We start from the raw sequence: 17,147 nt of genomic DNA on the forward strand, positions 1-17,147 counted from the left end.
CCATTAAAACACATCAAGGCACAGTGCTACGCTGTGCCTTTTTCTTGAAACCCTTTATAAACCTTTTTGTTGTGAACCACCTTAGAACGTTACCCTTTATCCATCAATTTTTATGTTTTTGTTTAGGCATCATCGTTCTATTTTCCTGCAAAAAAAGCAATACCAATAAACCTACCAATACCGATACTTCTTTACATTTTACGGTAAATGGAGCAAACAACGGCAGCCTTAAATACACCAATCTTCCTCTCAAACCGGTAATTAAATTTACCTTTACCGAAGCCATCAATACCACTACGGTAAACGGTGGCATTTTATTAAAAGATGCCTCTGGAGCAAATTTGCCCCTAGCCGTTACCTATGAAAACGGCAATAAAATTGTCAGCATTACCCCTCAAAACAACCTCTCTTCGTTTAGCAGTTACGAACTTGCCGTAAACGATCAGCTCAAATCAGCTGGCGGTGGCCGACTGATCAACCCTGTGAACATCACCCTCGTCTCTGGCTTAGATGATACCGATAAATTTCCAAGAGTAAGTGACGACGAGCTCCTTACCCTTGTTCAAAAACAAACCTTTAAATACTTCTGGGATTTTGCCCACCCCGCTAGTGGCATGGCCAGAGAAAGAAACACTTCCGGCAACACCGTTACCTCCGGAGGATCCGGTTTTGGCGTAATGGCCTTAATTACGGGCATTCACCGTAATTTTATCAGCAGAGCCGATGGACTGGCCAGAACCCAACAAATCGTAAACTTCCTCAAAACAGCCGATCGTTTCCATGGTGTTTACTCACATTGGATAGATGGCAACACCGGAAAAGCCATCGCCTTTAGTACCAAAGACAACGGGGGCGATTTAGTAGAAACTTCCCTGCTGATGGCAGGCCTTTTAACCGCTCGCCAATATTTCGACGGCAGTTCCGCTGCCGAAACCAACCTAAGAAATGACATTACCAACATATACAACCAGGTAGAATGGGATTGGTACCGTAATGGTACCAACTCGTTATTTTGGCATTGGAGCCCTAATTACGGCTGGGACATGAACCTTAAAATACAGGGCTGGAATGAATGTTTAATCACCTATGTGCTTGCGGCTTCTTCCCCTACCCACAGCATTCCCAAAAATGTTTACGATGAAGGCTGGGCCAGAAATGGTGCCATGAAAAATGGCAACACCTATTACGGTGTACAACTCCCACTGGGCAGTGCAAACGGTGGGCCTTTGTTCCTTTCACAATATTCCTTCTTAGGCATTAACCCCAACGGATTAAGTGATGTTTATGCCAATTACGAAACCCAGAATAAGGCGCACGCCATGATCAATTACAATTACTGCGTAGCCAACCCAGCAAACCACAACGGCTATGGCGCAAATTGTTGGGGACTAACCGCCAGCGATATTCCCGGAGGATACACGGCTAGTTCGCCCACCAATGACCGTGGTGTTATTGCACCTACCGCTGCATTAGCTTCGTTTCCATATACGCCAACGCAGTCTATGGCTGCCCTTAAGTTCTTTTATTATAAATTGGGCGATAAGCTCTGGAAAGAATACGGCTTTATCGATGCCTTTAGCCTCAACGATCCTTGGTTTGCCAGCTCATTTTTGGCCATCGATCAAGGCCCAATCATCATCATGATTGAAAACCATCGAAGCAAATTATTATGGAACCTTTTCATGAGCGCTCCAGAAATTAAAACAGGAATGAAATCGCTCGGTTTTTCGAGCCCAAACCTATAAATACACACACAAATGAAATTAAAGTACTTTATTCCCATCATTGCCCTTTTAGGTAGCTGCTCGGTCAGTAAAACCAGCAATCAAACCAAGAAACTTACCGACGACGAATTACTCACCTTGGTACAAAAACAAACATACAAGTATTTTTACGAAGGGGCCGAACCTGTTTCGGGCCTTTCCAGGGAACGTTATCACACTGATAACATCTACCCACAAAACGATAAAGATGTAATTGCCACGGGTGCCAGTGGTTTCGGCATTATGGGTACCATTGTGGCCATTGAGCGCAAGTTCATTACCCGCCAACAAGGTTATGCCCACCTTAAAAAAGGAATTGATTTTTTGGCAAAGGCCGATAGATTTCATGGCGTTTGGCCACACTGGATGTTACCAAGCGGCAAACCAAAGGCATTTGGAAAAAACGATGATGCTGGCGATTTGGTAGAAACCTCATTTTTAGCACAGGCACTGGTTTGTGTACGTCAGTACTATGCCAACGGAAACGAACAAGAGAAAGCCTTGGCCCAAAAAGCGGATGAACTGTGGAAAGGCATCGACTGGAATTTCTACCGAAAAGATAATGAAAACGTACTGTACTGGCATTGGTCGCCAAACGCTGGCTGGAAAATGAACTTTGCCATTACCGGTTATAACGAGTGCTTGATCACCTACATTATGGCGGCTTGCTCTCCTACGCACGGCGTACCTCCAGAAGTTTATCATCAAGGTTGGGCAAAAAACGGTGCCATTAACACCAATATTTCCCTATACGGACATCCCGTGAAGTTAAAACACAACGTAGTAGGCGAAAGTGTTGGACCTCTTTTTTGGGCACATTATTCTTATTTGGGCTTAAATCCAAAAGGTTTGAAAGACAAATACGCTGATTATTGGGAAGAAAACAGAAGTCATACCCTTATCAACTACGATTACGCTATAGCCAACCCGAAAGGTTTCAAAGGCTACGGTAAAAACTCCTGGGGCTTAACGGCCAGCTATTCTGTAAAAGGTTATGCGGCACACATGCCCAATGAAGATTTTGGCGTAATCAGCCCAACGGCAGCGCTATCGTCATATCCTTATGCACCAAAAGAAAGTATGCAGGTCATCAGACATTTGTATGAAGATATGAAAGACAAAGTTTGGGGCGAATTTGGATTTTACGACGCCTACAGCGAAACCGCCAACTGGTACCCAAAAAGATACATCGGCATTGACCAGGGGCCTATTGTAGTGATGATAGAAAACGGCCGGACTGGCCTGTTATGGAAACTTTTCATGAGCGCACCAGAAATACAAACCGGATTAACAAAACTAGGTTTTACCTATTCAAAATAGAGATTATAGCATGAAGAAAATCATTATAGCATTTGCCGCAGCCTTAACGTTACCTGCTTTTGCACAAAAAGCCAAAACAGTTGTTACCGAGAAACAGAAAATGGATGCTTTTGTCAAAAACCTCATGGCTAAAATGACGGTAGATGAAAAAATTGGACAACTGAACCTGGTTACGGGGGGCGAAGCTACCACTGGAGCCGCAGTAAGTACTGGCGTAGAATCTAAAATTGCCAAAGGAAATGTTGGGGGCATTTTTAGTTTAACCACCCCTCAAAAAATCCGCAAAGCACAGGAAATTGCCATGCGCAGCCGACTGAAAATCCCTTTGATTTTTGGACAAGATGTGATCCATGGTTATAAAACAACCTTCCCTATCCCATTGGCTTTAGCAGCCAGCTGGGACATGGCCTTAATTGAAAAAACGGCAAGAGTGGCCGCTACAGAAGCTACTGCCGATGGTTTAAACTGGACTTTTTCGCCAATGGTAGATTTATCTCGTGACCCACGTTGGGGCCGTGTAGCCGAAGGAAATGGCGAAGATCCCTTCTTGAGTTCGGCCATTGCCAAAGCCATGGTGAAAGGTTACCAAGGCAACGACCTTAAAGCGGTAAACACCATGATGGCCTGTGTAAAACACTTGGCCTTATACGGTGCTGCTGAAGGCGGTAGAGATTACAATACCACCGACATGAGCTTAGACCGGATGTACAACGAGTACCTCCCGCCATACAAGGCGGCTATAGACGCTGGTGCCGGAAGTGTAATGGTTTCTTTTAACGACATTAACGGTGTACCAGCCACAGCCAACAAATGGTTATTGACAGATTTGCTTAGAAAACAGTGGGGCTTTACAGGCTTTGTAGCTTCAGATTATACTGGCGTGAGCGAGCTAGTGCCACACGGTTTAGGCGATTTAAAACAAGTATCGGGCTTGGCCCTAAAAGCCGGTACTGACATGGATATGGTAAGCGAAGGTTTTTTAACCACACTTAGCCAATCATTAAAAGAAGGTAAAGTATCGATTACCCAAATCAACAACGCTTGCCGTTTGATTCTGGAAGCAAAATACAAATTAGGCTTGTTTGACGATCCGTTCAAATATTGTAGTGAAGAAAGGGCTGCCAAAGAAATTTTGACTGCCGACAACTTAAAGTTTGCCCGTGAAACAGCTACCAAAACATTTGTATTGTTAAAAAATGAAAACCAAACCCTTCCATTACAGAAAAAAGGCACCATTGCACTAATAGGCCCTTTGGCCAATACCAGATCAAACATGCCTGGTACCTGGAGCGTAAACGCTGATTTTTCCCGTATTCCCACCCTATTGGAAGGCTTAACCACCGTAGCGGGTAAAGACGTGAAAATATTGCATGCTTTAGGTTCTAACCTTATCGGCGATCCTAACCAACAAATTTGGGGCACTGCCCACGGACGTGATATCCCAAGAGATAACCGACCTGAAAGCGAAATCATCGCTGAAGCCGTAAAAGTTGCCGAAAAGGCCGATGTAGTGGTTGCTGCTTTAGGCGAAGCTTCTGAAATGAGCGGCGAAAGCTCAAGCCGTACCGATATTGGCATTCCGGATACCCAAAGAAGATTGTTAGCGGCTTTATTACAAACTGGCAAGCCAGTAGTTTTGGTGCTGTTTGCAGGCCGGCCAATGACCCTAACTTGGGAGCAACAAAATGTCCCCGCCATTCTGAACGTTTGGTTTGGTGGTGTAGAAGCAGCCCATGCCATTGGCGATGTATTGTTTGGTGACGCTAATCCTTCGGGAAAAATCACCATGACTTTCCCTCAAAACGTTGGTCAAATTCCGTTGTACTATGCACATAAAATGACTGGCCGCCCGCTGGGCAGCAATAAATGGTTCACTCGTTTTCTTTCTAACTATTTAGATGTGAGCAACGAGCCTTTATATCCATTTGGCTATGGTTTGAGCTATACAACTTTTACCTATGGCGATATCAAGATCAGCAACAACAGCTTTAAACCTGGACAAAAAATAACAGTAAGCACTACCGTAACCAATAGCGGCAACCGAGCAGGCGAAGAAGTGGTTCAGCTGTATATTCGCGATTTAGTAGGCACAAGCACTAGACCCGTAAAAGAACTGAAAGGATTCCAAAAAATCAGCCTTCAGCCTGGCGAAACCAAAAACGTGAGCTTCACCATCTCGGAAGAAATGTTGAGATTTTACAACAACGAGCTTAAATTTGTTTCAGAAGCAGGAGATTTTAAAGCCTTTATTGGCACCAATTCCAGGGATGTTAAAGAAGTTGATTTTAAATTAGTGAAGTAGTTTGAACGTTTTAAAGACTTACGAAGTTTTTGAAACTTCGTAAGTCTAAGCAAATCCTGTCATTTCAAACACGGAGAGAATCTAACGAAATGCTATAAAGTTGCTAGATTTCTCCTCATTCTTCGTCGAAATGACGGAGTAGGTTATCGAAATGACGTTAAAGGAATAATGACGTAAATTGAACATAATATGAAAAGAATAAGTACAGTCCTCCTATTATTTTCCCTGAGTATCGCCGCCTTTGCGCAAGATCTTTCCTTATACAAAAAGGAAGTATTTGTAACCAACGGTGATACCCTGAAATATCGAATCCTTTACCCCAAAAACTTTGATAGCCAGAAAAAATATCCCGTGATCCTTTTCCTGCACGGCCGAGGAGAAAGTGGCAGCGACAATGAAAAACAATTGGCCAATGGTGGCAAGCTCTTTTTAAACGAAAACTTCAGGAATAACTACGAAGTAATTACCATTTTTCCACAATGTGCCTCCAACAGCTATTGGGCCAATGTAGCAATTGATACGGTAAACACTAAGCGTTTCTTCACCTTTGTAAAAGGCGGTAAGCCTACCAAAGCCATGAACTTATTACTTCAGTTAACCAATAGCTATTTTAAAAACAGCTTTGTTGACCCCGGTAAAATTTATGTAGGCGGCCTATCCATGGGGGGCATGGGCACTTTTGAAATATTAAGAAGAAAACCAAAAACCTTTGCCGCAGCATTTGCCATTTGTGGGGGCGACAATGTGCTTAACGCCAAAAAATATAAGCATGTACCGCTATGGATTTTCCACGGAGGCTTAGATGATGTGGTTACCCCGCAATTTTCCTTTGGCGTTTATCGCGAACTTAAAAAATTGGGAAACACCCCAAAATTTACAGTTTACCTCAAAGCCAACCACAATAGTTGGGATAATGCCTTTGCCGAACCCGAATTATTGCCGTGGTTGCTTTCACACAAAAAATAAGCTAGTTTCGTAAAAAAATTAACTGATGGATTTACCTAATATCTTTACCAAGGAAGTAGCCACAGGCGTGATTGACAGGATTAACCAGTTAACACCAAGCTCACAACCGTTATGGGGCAAAATGAGTGTGGCCCAAATGTTGGCGCATTGCTGCGTTGCCTACGAAATGGTTTATACCGATAAACATCCAAAACCAGGTTTCTTGATGCGTTTCATCTTGAAATCCTTTGTAAAGAAAATGGTAGTTACGGATAAACCATATCCTAAAAATTCTAAAACAGCACCAGCATTTATCATGAGTAGCGAGAAGGATTTTGAAACGGAAAAAAAACGTTTAATCGACTACATTAGTGAAACGCAAATATTGGGTGCCTATATTTTTGATGGCAAAGTTTCCCATTCATTTGGGCCTTTAAGCGATAATGAATGGAATAATATGTTCTACAAACATCTAGATCACCACCTGAAACAATTTGGAGTGTAAAAATCTAGAAAAGCACACGCTCATGGGTTGAAAACCTATAAGCGCTGATCGTAAAAATTATAAATAAAAAAGCCTCGCAGGAACTAAACACCTGCGAGGCTCAAAAATTTTCAACTTAGCTTACTCGGCCATGTTATGGTAAACCGCCTGAACGTCATCGTCCTCTTCCAGTTTATCAATCAGCTTCAATACATCTGCCGCTTGTTCTTCGGTTACTTCGTGGTGCGACAAAGCAATTCGCTCCAATTTAGAGCTCTTTAGCTCAATGCCCTTTTCTTCCAATGCTTTTTGCAGCGGGCCAAAGTTCTCAAAGGCACCCTGAGCTACTACCACATCATTTCCTTCTTCGTCGGCCTCTACATAAAGTTCTTCCAAACCAGCATCAATCAATTCAAACTCTAGCTCTTCCAAATCCAAATCGTCAGTAGGCACAAACCTGAAAATAGATTTTCGGTTGAATACGAAATCTAAAGAACCGGTTTTACCCAAAGAACCATTGGTTTTATTAAAATAACTGCGAACATTGGCTACCGTACGGTTGGTGTTATCCGTTGCCGTTTCAATCAATACGGCAACACCATGTGGCGCATAACCTTCGTAAACAATCTCCTCATAATTAGCCATCGACTTATCAGAAGCACGCTTAATTGCGGCATCTACCCTATCTTTGGGCATGTTTACGGCCTTGGCGTTTTGGATAGCGGTACGTAAACGGGAGTTGGTTTCTGGATGTGGGCCACCTTCTTTAACCGCAATTACAATATCCTTACCAATACGGGTAAACTGAACCGCCATTTTGGCCCAACGTTTAAATTTTCTTTCTTTTCTAAATTCGAATGCTCTTCCCATTATTTTAGTACTTAGTGGTTAGTGGTTAGTAGTTAGTTTTTAGGGACTAGTAGTTAGACAAAAGCCTTATGCCTTACACCCTAAATCTTATACCTTACAACCTATACCTTAGTTTATTTTTTCAAGTTCGTTAACATATCGGCAGTCATTTTTGCCAAATCAAATTCTGGCTTCCAGCCCCATTCTTTTTGCGCATAACTGTCGTCAATTGATTTTGGCCAGCTATCCGCTATTTGTTGCCTCGGATCATTTTCGGCATAGTTTAGGTTAAAGCCAGGAATATGCTTTTTAATTTCGGTGGCCAATACTGCGGGTGTAAAACTTACCCCGGCAAAGTTATAGCTAGAGCGAATGCTCAATTGATCTGCTGGTGCATCCATCAATTCAATGGTTCCCCTAATGGCATCGTCCATGTACATCATGGGCAATTCGGTTTCTGCCGATAAAAACGACGCGTAGCTTCCCTTTTTTAAGGCCTCGTGGAATATGTGCACAGCATAATCGGTAGTGCCGCCGCCTGGTGCAGCCTTCCAGCTGATCAATCCCGGATAACGGATACTTCTTACATCCAAACCGTACTTTTGGTGATAATATTCGCACCAACGTTCACCAGCCAGTTTACTGATACCGTAAATGGTGTTAGGGTCCATGGTACAATATTGGGGTGTTTGCTGTTTTGGAGAATTAGGGCCAAAAACGGCAATGGAGCTTGGCCAATAAACCTTTGCCGTTTTGTATGCCAAAGCAAAATCCAACACGTTTAGCAAACCGTTCATGTTCAAGTCCCAAGCTAATTTAGGGTTTTGTTCGCCCGTTGCCGAAAGCAGGGCCGCCAACAAATAAACCTGTGTAGGTTGGTACTTTTCAAAAATGGCCTTTAAAATATCCTTATCCAACACGTTCACAAACTCGAACGGTCCTGCATTTTTAATTTCATAATCCGGACGTCGGATATCACAAGCAATGACATTGTTGCTGCCATATCCAGCCCGTAAAGCCGTAACCAACTCGGTACCTATCTGCCCATTTGAGCCTAAAACTAATATCTTATCTTTCATGAATAAACTGAAGTTTGACAAAGGTAAAAAAATGGCTCAAAAGCAAATCAAAAAAATGAGTGGAGTTGTGCCTTGCCAATCACGTCTCTGCTATATAAATTACCATCGATTTGTTAATTTAGCCATAACCAAAATATAATCCTTATGAATAAATTACTATTAACCATTATTACGGCATCAGTATTGTTGTCCTGTAAAGAAAAAGCAAAAGAAGAACCCATCGTGTTAAAATATCCCGAAACAAAAAAAGTAGACACTGTTGACACCTACTTTGGAACTGAAGTAAATGATCCTTATCGCTGGTTGGAAGATGATAAATCTGCCGAAACAGCCGCTTGGGTAAAAGCCGAAAATAAAGTGACTTTTGGCTATCTGGAAAAAATTCCTTTCCGAAAAGAAATGAAGGACCGCTTGGAAAAACTCTGGAATTATGAAAAGATTTCGGCCCCTTCACAAGAGGGAAACTATACCTATTACTTTAAGAACAACGGCTTGCAGAACCAATCGGTGATGTACCGAAAAGACAAAGATGGCAAAGAAGAAGTATTTCTTGATCCCAATACGTTCTCGAAAGATGGTACGACTTCCCTAGCGACCGTCGAGTTTTCCAAAGACGGATCTTTGGTAGCCTATTCCATTTCGGAAGCTGGCAGCGATTGGAACAAAATCATCATTATGGATGCCCTTAGCAAGAAAAAACTGGAAGCAGAATTGGTAGACGTAAAGTTTAGCGGCATTGCCTGGATTGGCAACCAGGGCTTTTATTATTCGAGCTACGACAAACCAAAAGGCAGCCAACTTTCGGCTAAAACCGATCAGCATAAATTGTATTTCCACCAATTGGGTACCCACCAAAAAGACGACAAAGTGGTTTTTGGACAGAATGAAAAGCGAAGATATGTAGGTGCAAGCGTTACCGAAGACGATAGATACCTGGTGATTTCTGCCGCTAACTCTACTTCCGGAAACGAGCTGTATTTTAAAGACCTCAGCATTCCGGATAGCAAAATTGTGAACATCGTGGATAATTTTGACAGCGATAGTTATATCCTAGATAATGTGGGCACCAAACTATATATCGTGACCAACTTAAAAGCGCCCAACCAAAAACTGGTTACCGTTGATGCGGCCAGTCCAAAAGCGGCCAATTGGAAAGACTTTATTCCCGAAACCGAAAACGTACTTTCGGTATCTACTGGCGCTGGCTATATTTTTGCCAACTACATGAAGGATGCCGTTTCGCAGGTTAAACAATACGATTACGAAGGGAAAATGCTCCGCGAAATTAAACTGCCCGGCTTGGGTACCGCAGGAGGTTTTGGTGGCAAAAGAAATGACAAGACCCTGTATTATTCCTTCACTAACTACATCACCCCGGGCACTATTTACGCTTTTGAGCCAAAGGACGGAAAATCTGTCGAGTACCAGAAACCTAAAGTTGATTTTGATGGCACCAGTTATGAAAGCAAGCAGGTTTTCTATACGTCAAAAGATGGCACCAAAGTACCCATGATCATTACCTACAAAAAAGGCTTAAAGTTAGATGGGAATAACCCTACCATTCTTTACGGATATGGAGGTTTTAACGTAAGCCTTACGCCAGCGTTCAGCATTTCAAATGCGGTGTGGCTGGAACAGGGTGGTGTTTATGCCGTGCCAAATTTACGTGGTGGTGGCGAGTACGGCAAAAAGTGGCATGACGATGGCACCCAAATGAAAAAACAAAATGTATTTGATGATTTTATTGCAGCGGCAGAATATCTGATTGCCCAAAAATATACTTCATCCGATTACTTGGCCATTCGTGGAGGCTCCAACGGTGGACTTTTGGTTGGTGCTGCCATGACCCAAAGACCAGCGCTGATGAAGGTAGCCCTTCCGGCGGTAGGCGTGCTGGACATGCTGCGCTACCATACCTTTACCGCTGGCGCAGGATGGGCCTACGATTATGGAACCGCCCAAGATTCGAAGGAAATGTTCGAATATCTCATGAAATATTCGCCTGTACATAATGTAAAGGCTGGCACAAGCTATCCCGCTACCCTGATTACCACCGGCGACCACGATGACCGCGTAGTTCCGGCGCACAGCTTTAAGTTTGCGGCCGAACTACAGGCCAAACAAAAAGGCAACCATCCGGTATTAATCCGCATTGAAACCAACGCCGGTCACGGTGCCGGAAAACCAGTATCAAAAACCATAGAGGAAGCTGCGGATATCCTTTCGTTTACATTGTTTAACATGGGAGTTAGAGAGCTTAAGTAGTTTTATTTTCAAAATTCTTCAAAGGGCATAGGTTCATTCCTATGCCTTTTTTATTTAAAGATAATCACCAAGCAGCCTACAAATCATTTTGCACAGCATCAACATCGAAATCATTTTTTATTAGTCTATTCCCTTTTCCATCATATCATTTCGATATATTTTCCTAATATTAATTTTAGTTATCTTTATTCTTAAATATTGTAAGATTTATTTCGTTTCACTTAAAAGCCACTATAAATAAAATTATCTAAACCCAACAATGAACAAAAGCAAATCAAAAGCCGGATTCTATCTTCTCTTCCTACTGTTCCTAGTCCTATTTAAGCCCGTTGCAGCTCAAAAACTGGTTTTCCAAGATGCAAGCCATTTTTACCTTTATGGCAAAGCCGAAAATACGCCCAACGCCTACCACCGCATTGACACCGCTAAATACAGTGATCTTCCGCCAGTAGTAAAACAGTTGCTCACCAATTCGGCGGGGCTGGCCATTTGCTTCAAAACCAACAGCACAGCTATTGGGGCCAAATGGTGCGTAACAGACAAGAAACCAGGGAACAACATGACACATATTGCCCAAAAAGGCTTAGATCTTTACATTAAAAAAGACGGAAAATGGCAATTTGCCGGAGTTGGTAGGCCCAGCGCTACCTGCAATGAATTTACCATTGCCAAAAACATGGACAACAGCGAAAAGGAATGTATGCTCTTTTTACCGCTATATGATGAACTGAAAAGCCTGGAAATTGGTACTGCCGAAGGCAGTAAAATCGTGGGCATTGAAAACCCGTTCAGAAAAAAGATTGTGATTTATGGCTCCAGCATAGTGCATGGCGCAGCCGCAAGCAGGCCCGGCATGGCCTATCCTACCATGCTTTCCCGAAAAACAGGCCTATACTTTATGAACCTGGGCATTAGCGGCAATGCAAAAATGGAAAAAGCGGCCGCCAGAATGGTAAGCGATATAAAAGCCGATGCCTTCATTTTAGATTGTATTCCAAATCCATCGCCAGAACAAATTAAGGAAAGAGCCGAATATTTTGTTAAAACCATTAGGGAAAAACACCCCAAAGCACCTATCATCATAATCCAAACCATTATTAGGGAGCATAGCTATTTTGACTTAACCGTACAAAGTCATGTTAAAAAACAGAACGAAGAAATTACGGCGGCATTTAACCGTTTAAAAAATGCCGGAATGAAAGATATTTACCTCATTACCTCCGAAAAACTATTGGGTGACGACCATGATGCCACTACCGACGGGACCCATCCCAGCGATCTTGGTTTTTATAGAATGACGGAGCAACTGGCACCGAAAATCACCAACATCCTTGCTCAATACCTAATCAAATAAGTGCTAAAATAGTACGATTTGTTACCAACATTGTACCAAATTCATAACAGATATTGACTTACTAATTTTAAATCACTATAATTACCTAATTTTATATAGTGTAAAAAACACACTTAGAACCAATATATACCAGTAATATGGACAGAAGAGAAGCACTCAGAAATGTAGCTATATTGTTAGGAACGGCTATTTCCGCTGGAACAACAGACATCTTGTTCAGTAGCTACACCCTACCAGAAAGTGAAAAAAATGCGGTCAATTTTAGCGCAGAGCAGCTCAAAACGCTCACCGAAATAGCCGACGTCATTATCCCTACCACCAAGTCATCTGGAGGAGCCAAAGCTGCGGGAGTTGGTAAATTTATACCAATGATGATCACCGATTGCTATCCGGCAAAACAACAGCAATCTTTCTACAACGGACTGGCTGCTTTTGAGGCACGTACCAAAAAAACTTATGGCAAAAGTTTCGCCCTAATTCCACTGGCAGAGCGCAGGAAAATGCTAACTACCCTGAGACAGGAAACCTTGGATCAAAAAACCAACAAAATCCCTGAAAAAGTTGACCTTGCTTATTTCTTTACTACCGTAAGAGACCTTACTTCTTTGGGATATTTTTCTTCAGAAATTGGCTGCACCAAAGCCCGCGAGTATGTGCTCATCCCAGGCAGTTACGATGGTGCCTACCCACTTAAACCAGGCCAAAAATCTTGGGCAACCTAAAAACCTCTTTTTTCCCTAAACAAAACACAAAAACAATGAACTTAAATATAAATTTAAAAGCCGAAAACACTTATGATGCCATCGTAGTGGGTTCAGGTATCAGTGGTGGTTGGGCCGCTAAGGAACTTACCGAAAAGGGCTTGAAAGTATTGTTGCTCGAAAGAGGAATGAATATTGAACACATCAAAGACTACGACTCTGCGATGAAAAACCCTTGGGACATTAAACACGCAGGAAGGCTGACCGAAGAAATGAAGAGAACCCATCCGGTGCAAAAAAGAGATTACCCCTACAACGAAGCTACAGAGAAATGGTGGGTAAACGATCTGGAATGTCCATACACCGAAGTAAAAAGATTTGACTGGTACAGGGGCTTCCACGTAGGCGGAAAATCCCTCATGTGGGGCCGCCAAAGCTATCGTTTAGGCGATCTTAACTTTTCTGAAAATGCTAAAGACGGTTTCGGGAACGACTGGCCAATCCGATATAAGGATTTATCCCCTTGGTACGATTACGTAGAGAAATTTGCGGGCATCAGCGGCCAAAACGAAGGCCTGCACGAAGTATTGCCCGATGGGCATTTCCTACCTCCAATGGACCTCAACATTGTGGAGAAATCCGTAAAAGAGAGCATCAAGCAAAAATGGGGCAACGAACGCCTATTGACCATTGGCCGTACCGCAAACCTAACGGTGCCTCACAATGGCCGCGGCAGTTGTCAATACCGCAACTTGTGTAGTCGCGGCTGCCCATTTGGCGCTTATTTTAGCACGCAATCCTCTACCCTACCAGCCGCAATGGATACGGGCAACCTTACCCTAAGGCCTTACTCCATTGTAAACCATATTATTTACGACAAAGACACCAAAAAGGCAAAAGGTGTAATGGTAATTGATGCGTTAACCAACAAAACGATGGAGTTTTACTCGAAAATCATCTTTGTTAACGGCTCAACTTTAGGCACTACCTTTATTTTATTAAACTCCACTTCCGATGCCCATCCCAACGGTTTAGGAAATGCCAGCGGACAATTGGGCCATAACTTAATGGACCACCACTTCCGTTGTGGTGCCAATGGCGATTTCGATGGCTTTGATAAGTTTTACACCTATGGCCGACGCGCCAATGGTTTCTACGTGCCTCGTTTCAGAAACGTTGGAAAAGATAAACGCGATTACCTACGTGGCTTTGGCTACCAAGGCAGTGCATCCAGACAAAACTGGCAAAACGATATTGCCGAGCTATCATTTGGTGCCGATTTTAAGGAAAAAATGACCAGGCCAGGCAAATGGAGAATGGGATTTGGCGGTTTCGGCGAAATGTTGCCGTACTATGAAAACCGTGTGTATATCGATCATTCGAAAAAAGACAAATGGGGACAATCTGTACTGGCCATTGATTGCGAATACAAGGAGAATGAAAAGAAAATGCGTATTGATATGATGAATGATGCCGCCGAAATGCTGGAAGCTGCAGGGGCCAAAAACATCAAAACCTACGACAATGATTGTTATCCGGGTATGGCTATCCACGAAATGGGCACCGCCAGAATGGGCAAGGATCCAAAAACATCGGTGCTAAATGAATGGAACCAAGTACACGAAGTGAAAAATGTTTTTGTTACCGATGGTGCTTCAATGCCATCCATTGGCTGCCAAAATCCATCACTCACTTTTATGGCCCTAACCGCCCGCGCTGCTGATCACGCGGTTAACGAATTGAAAAAAGGAAACCTTTAATAAGTTTTAAGTAGTAGGTTATAAGTTTTAAGTTGAATCTGCCAAATGCAACGTAAAACTTATTACTTATCACCTACAACCTTCGAATTATGAGACAAAAAATAAGAATGGGCATGATAGGTGGTGGCAAAGATGCGTTCATCGGCGCTGTACACCGCATTGCCGCCAATATGGACGGATTGATTGAGCTTTGCTGCGGCGCACTAAGTATCCATCCAGAAACTGCCATTGAATCGGGAAAGATGTTATTCCTCCCAGAAAACAGAACTTACCTGAGCTATGAAGAAATGATCAAAAAAGAAAGTGCACTCCCTGAAAATGAAAGGATTCACTTTGTGACTATTGTAACGCCCAACTTTGCCCACTTTGCCCCGGCAATGATGGCCCTAGAGCACGGCTTTAACGTAGTAATCGAAAAACCTATGACTTTAACTTTGGAAGAAGCCAAACAGCTGCAACAAAAAGTGGAAGAAACTGGACTTACCCTATGCCTTACCCACACCTATTCAGGCTATCCAATGGTAAAACAGGCCAAAGAAATGGTTAAAGAAGGTGCTTTAGGTAAGATCAGAAAAATCATTGTAGAATATCCTCAAGGTTGGTTAAGCACCTTGAGCGAAAGAGAGGGAAATGCCCAGGCCGCTTGGCGAACCGACCCTAAAAAATCGGGAAAAAGTGGTTGCATTGGCGACATTGGTACTCATGCGGCACATTTAGCAGAATATATTTCGGGACTAAAAATTACTCAAATTTGTGCCGACTTAAATATTGTGGTAGAAGGAAGAACCATTGACGATGATGGCAACATCCTGCTGAAATTTGACAATGGTGCAAATGGCGTGCTAATTGCCTCGCAAATAGCGGCGGGCGAAGAAAATGCCCTTAATATCAGAATTTATGGCGAAAAAGGTGGCTTGGAGTGGTTCCAGCACGAGCCTAATACCCTGCTGGTAAAATGGTTAAATAAACCTACCGAAATTTATAGGGCCGGGAGTGGCTATTTGGGCGATTTTGCCAAGCACAATACCCGTACCCCGGGAGGGCATCCGGAGGGTTTGTTGGAGGCTTTTGCCAATATCTACAGAAATTTTGCCCTTACTTTAAACGCCAAGCTCAACAACGAACAACCTACCCCACAAATGTTGGATTTCCCTAACGTTTACGATGGTGTAAGAGGCATGGCACTCATTGAAAATGCCGTAGCATCGAGCGAGTCGACGCAAAAATGGCATGATTTTATAGTTTAGTTAATACAATGACAACAATACAAGGACCTGCAGTATTTTTAGCACAGTTTATCAGTGACCAAACCCCATTCAATTCGCTTGATTCGATTTGTAAATGGGCCGCTGATTTAGGTTTCAAAGGCATCCAAATGCCTACCTTGGACCCTAGGTTTATTGACTTGAAACTGGCCGCAGAAAGCAAAACCTACGCCGATGAACTGAGCGGCAAGGTGGCTGCACATGGCCTAAAAATTACCGAGCTTTCCACGCATTTGCAGGGTCAGCTGGTAGCAGTTCACCCCGCGTACAACGAATTATTTGATGCCTTTGCGGCCCCTGAAGTTAAAAACAATCCCAAGGCACGTACGGAGTGGGCTGTACAGCAGCTTAAATATGCTGCAAAGGCTTCCCAAAACTTGGGATTAAATGCACATGCTACCTTTAGCGGCTCATTATTATGGCAATTTTTTCACCCTTGGCCACAACGTCCGGAGGGCCTCGTTGATGAAGCTTTTACCGAACTAGCTAAACGTTGGCTCCCTATCTTAAATGCGTTTGATGAGGCCGGTGTTGATGTTTGCTATGAAATCCATCCGGGAGAAGACCTGTTTGATGGCATTACTTATGAGATGTTCCTGGACAAAGTGAACCAACATCCAAGGGCTTGCTTGCTATATGATCCATCGCACTTTGTGCTACAGCAACTGGACTATATTCAGTATATCGATCTTTACCACGAAAGAATCAAGGCCTTTCACGTCAAAGATGCCGAGTTTAATCCAACGGGAAGGCAAGGAACCTTTGGCGGCTACCAAAGCTGGGCCAACCGGGCAGGCCGCTATCGCTCACCAGGCGATGGCCAGGTAGATTTCAAAACCATTTTCAGCAAATTGGCACAGTACGATTTCAAGGGCTGGGCCGTTATGGAATGGGAATGTTGCATTAAAAACCAAGAAGATGGAGCGCGTGAAGGTGCTGCATTCATTCAAAAAAACATCATTAACGTTACCCAAAAAGCGTTTGACGATTTTGCCGCTTCTGGAAGCGACACCGCATTTAACAAAAAAATACTCGGCATTTAAGCTTTTAATTTTTGACT

The 17,147-nt window shown here is 43.0% G+C and carries 13 protein-coding genes; 11 read left to right on the top strand and 2 right to left on the bottom strand.

What is annotated here, in order from left to right:
* The first annotated feature begins 71 nt into the window (after positions 1 to 71).
* The 5 genes from DUT71_RS12310 to DUT71_RS12330 all read left to right on the top strand — a co-directional run bounded on the left by DUT71_RS12310 (position 72) and on the right by DUT71_RS12330 (position 6,835).
* Positions 72 to 1,745 carry a glucoamylase family protein gene (locus DUT71_RS12310; RefSeq protein ID WP_240186919.1) on the top strand — a complete coding sequence of 558 codons (1,674 nt, stop codon included), beginning with the start codon at positions 72 to 74 and terminating at the stop codon, positions 1,743 to 1,745.
* A gap of 12 nt (positions 1,746 to 1,757) precedes the next feature.
* A complete protein-coding gene (locus DUT71_RS12315; RefSeq protein WP_113662834.1) occupies positions 1,758 to 3,083 on the top strand; it encodes a glucoamylase family protein in 1,326 nt (441 codons plus the stop codon).
* A 10-nt stretch (positions 3,084 to 3,093) separates the two neighbouring features.
* Positions 3,094 to 5,385 (top strand): beta-glucosidase BglX, encoded by a 2,292-nt coding sequence (bglX, locus tag DUT71_RS12320; protein WP_113662835.1) that lies wholly within the window; start codon positions 3,094 to 3,096, stop codon positions 5,383 to 5,385.
* Between the two features lie 189 nt (positions 5,386 to 5,574).
* Positions 5,575 to 6,351, top strand: coding sequence for a carboxylesterase family protein (locus DUT71_RS12325; protein ID WP_113662836.1), 777 nt, complete (start codon positions 5,575 to 5,577; stop codon positions 6,349 to 6,351).
* A gap of 25 nt (positions 6,352 to 6,376) precedes the next feature.
* Complete coding sequence (locus DUT71_RS12330) at positions 6,377 to 6,835, top strand: DUF1569 domain-containing protein (protein ID WP_113662837.1); 459 nt, start codon at positions 6,377 to 6,379, stop codon at positions 6,833 to 6,835.
* Positions 6,836 to 6,955: 120 nt separating this feature from the next.
* Here the strand turns inward: DUT71_RS12330 and DUT71_RS12335 are convergent, their stop codons facing one another.
* Positions 6,956 to 7,684 (bottom strand): YebC/PmpR family DNA-binding transcriptional regulator, encoded by a 729-nt coding sequence (locus DUT71_RS12335; protein WP_113662838.1) that lies wholly within the window; start codon positions 7,682 to 7,684, stop codon positions 6,956 to 6,958.
* 113 nt (positions 7,685 to 7,797) lie between these two features.
* Complete coding sequence (locus DUT71_RS12340; RefSeq protein ID WP_113662839.1) at positions 7,798 to 8,742, bottom strand: NAD-dependent epimerase/dehydratase family protein; 945 nt, start codon at positions 8,740 to 8,742, stop codon at positions 7,798 to 7,800.
* A gap of 144 nt (positions 8,743 to 8,886) precedes the next feature.
* Between DUT71_RS12340 and DUT71_RS12345 the strand changes: the two genes are divergently transcribed.
* The 6 genes from DUT71_RS12345 (at position 8,887) to DUT71_RS12370 (ending at position 17,130) form a co-directional block, all read left to right on the top strand.
* Positions 8,887 to 11,007, top strand: a complete 2,121-nt coding sequence (locus DUT71_RS12345) for a prolyl oligopeptidase family serine peptidase (protein WP_113662840.1) — start codon at positions 8,887 to 8,889, stop codon at positions 11,005 to 11,007.
* Positions 11,008 to 11,266: 259 nt separating this feature from the next.
* Positions 11,267 to 12,361 carry an SGNH/GDSL hydrolase family protein gene (locus DUT71_RS12350; RefSeq protein ID WP_113662841.1) on the top strand — a complete coding sequence of 365 codons (1,095 nt, stop codon included), beginning with the start codon at positions 11,267 to 11,269 and terminating at the stop codon, positions 12,359 to 12,361.
* Between the two features lie 137 nt (positions 12,362 to 12,498).
* Entirely contained in the window at positions 12,499 to 13,083 is a 585-nt protein-coding gene (locus tag DUT71_RS12355) for a gluconate 2-dehydrogenase subunit 3 family protein (RefSeq protein WP_113662842.1), read from the top strand.
* A gap of 35 nt (positions 13,084 to 13,118) precedes the next feature.
* Complete coding sequence (locus DUT71_RS12360; protein ID WP_113662909.1) at positions 13,119 to 14,822, top strand: GMC oxidoreductase; 1,704 nt, start codon at positions 13,119 to 13,121, stop codon at positions 14,820 to 14,822.
* Positions 14,823 to 14,911: 89 nt separating this feature from the next.
* Positions 14,912 to 16,069 carry a Gfo/Idh/MocA family protein gene (locus DUT71_RS12365; RefSeq protein ID WP_113662843.1) on the top strand — a complete coding sequence of 386 codons (1,158 nt, stop codon included), beginning with the start codon at positions 14,912 to 14,914 and terminating at the stop codon, positions 16,067 to 16,069.
* A gap of 8 nt (positions 16,070 to 16,077) precedes the next feature.
* Positions 16,078 to 17,130, top strand: a complete 1,053-nt coding sequence (locus DUT71_RS12370; protein ID WP_113662844.1) for a sugar phosphate isomerase/epimerase family protein — start codon at positions 16,078 to 16,080, stop codon at positions 17,128 to 17,130.
* Positions 17,131 to 17,147: the final 17 nt, after the last annotated feature.

Source organism: Pedobacter nanyangensis (genome assembly GCF_003313505.1).
Taxonomy (GTDB): Bacteria; Bacteroidota; Bacteroidia; order Sphingobacteriales; family Sphingobacteriaceae; genus Pedobacter; species Pedobacter nanyangensis.

What these genes read in the sequence shown, in the direction of transcription:
- DUT71_RS12315 (WP_113662834.1), top strand. Translation starts at nt 1,758, where the DNA reads ATGAAATTAAAGTACTTTATTCCCATCATTGCCCTTTTAGGTAGCTGC.
- bglX (WP_113662835.1), top strand. Translation starts at nt 3,094, where the DNA reads ATGAAGAAAATCATTATAGCATTTGCCGCAGCCTTAACGTTACCTGCT.
- DUT71_RS12325 (WP_113662836.1), top strand. Translation starts at nt 5,575, where the DNA reads ATGAAAAGAATAAGTACAGTCCTCCTATTATTTTCCCTGAGTATCGCC.
- DUT71_RS12330 (WP_113662837.1), top strand. Translation starts at nt 6,377, where the DNA reads ATGGATTTACCTAATATCTTTACCAAGGAAGTAGCCACAGGCGTGATT.
- DUT71_RS12335 (WP_113662838.1), bottom strand. Translation starts at nt 7,684, where the DNA reads ATGGGAAGAGCATTCGAATTTAGAAAAGAAAGAAAATTTAAACGTTGG.
- DUT71_RS12340 (WP_113662839.1), bottom strand. Translation starts at nt 8,742, where the DNA reads ATGAAAGATAAGATATTAGTTTTAGGCTCAAATGGGCAGATAGGTACC.
- DUT71_RS12345 (WP_113662840.1), top strand. Translation starts at nt 8,887, where the DNA reads ATGAATAAATTACTATTAACCATTATTACGGCATCAGTATTGTTGTCC.
- DUT71_RS12350 (WP_113662841.1), top strand. Translation starts at nt 11,267, where the DNA reads ATGAACAAAAGCAAATCAAAAGCCGGATTCTATCTTCTCTTCCTACTG.
- DUT71_RS12355 (WP_113662842.1), top strand. Translation starts at nt 12,499, where the DNA reads ATGGACAGAAGAGAAGCACTCAGAAATGTAGCTATATTGTTAGGAACG.
- DUT71_RS12360 (WP_113662909.1), top strand. Translation starts at nt 13,119, where the DNA reads ATGAACTTAAATATAAATTTAAAAGCCGAAAACACTTATGATGCCATC.
- DUT71_RS12365 (WP_113662843.1), top strand. Translation starts at nt 14,912, where the DNA reads ATGAGACAAAAAATAAGAATGGGCATGATAGGTGGTGGCAAAGATGCG.
- DUT71_RS12370 (WP_113662844.1), top strand. Translation starts at nt 16,078, where the DNA reads ATGACAACAATACAAGGACCTGCAGTATTTTTAGCACAGTTTATCAGT.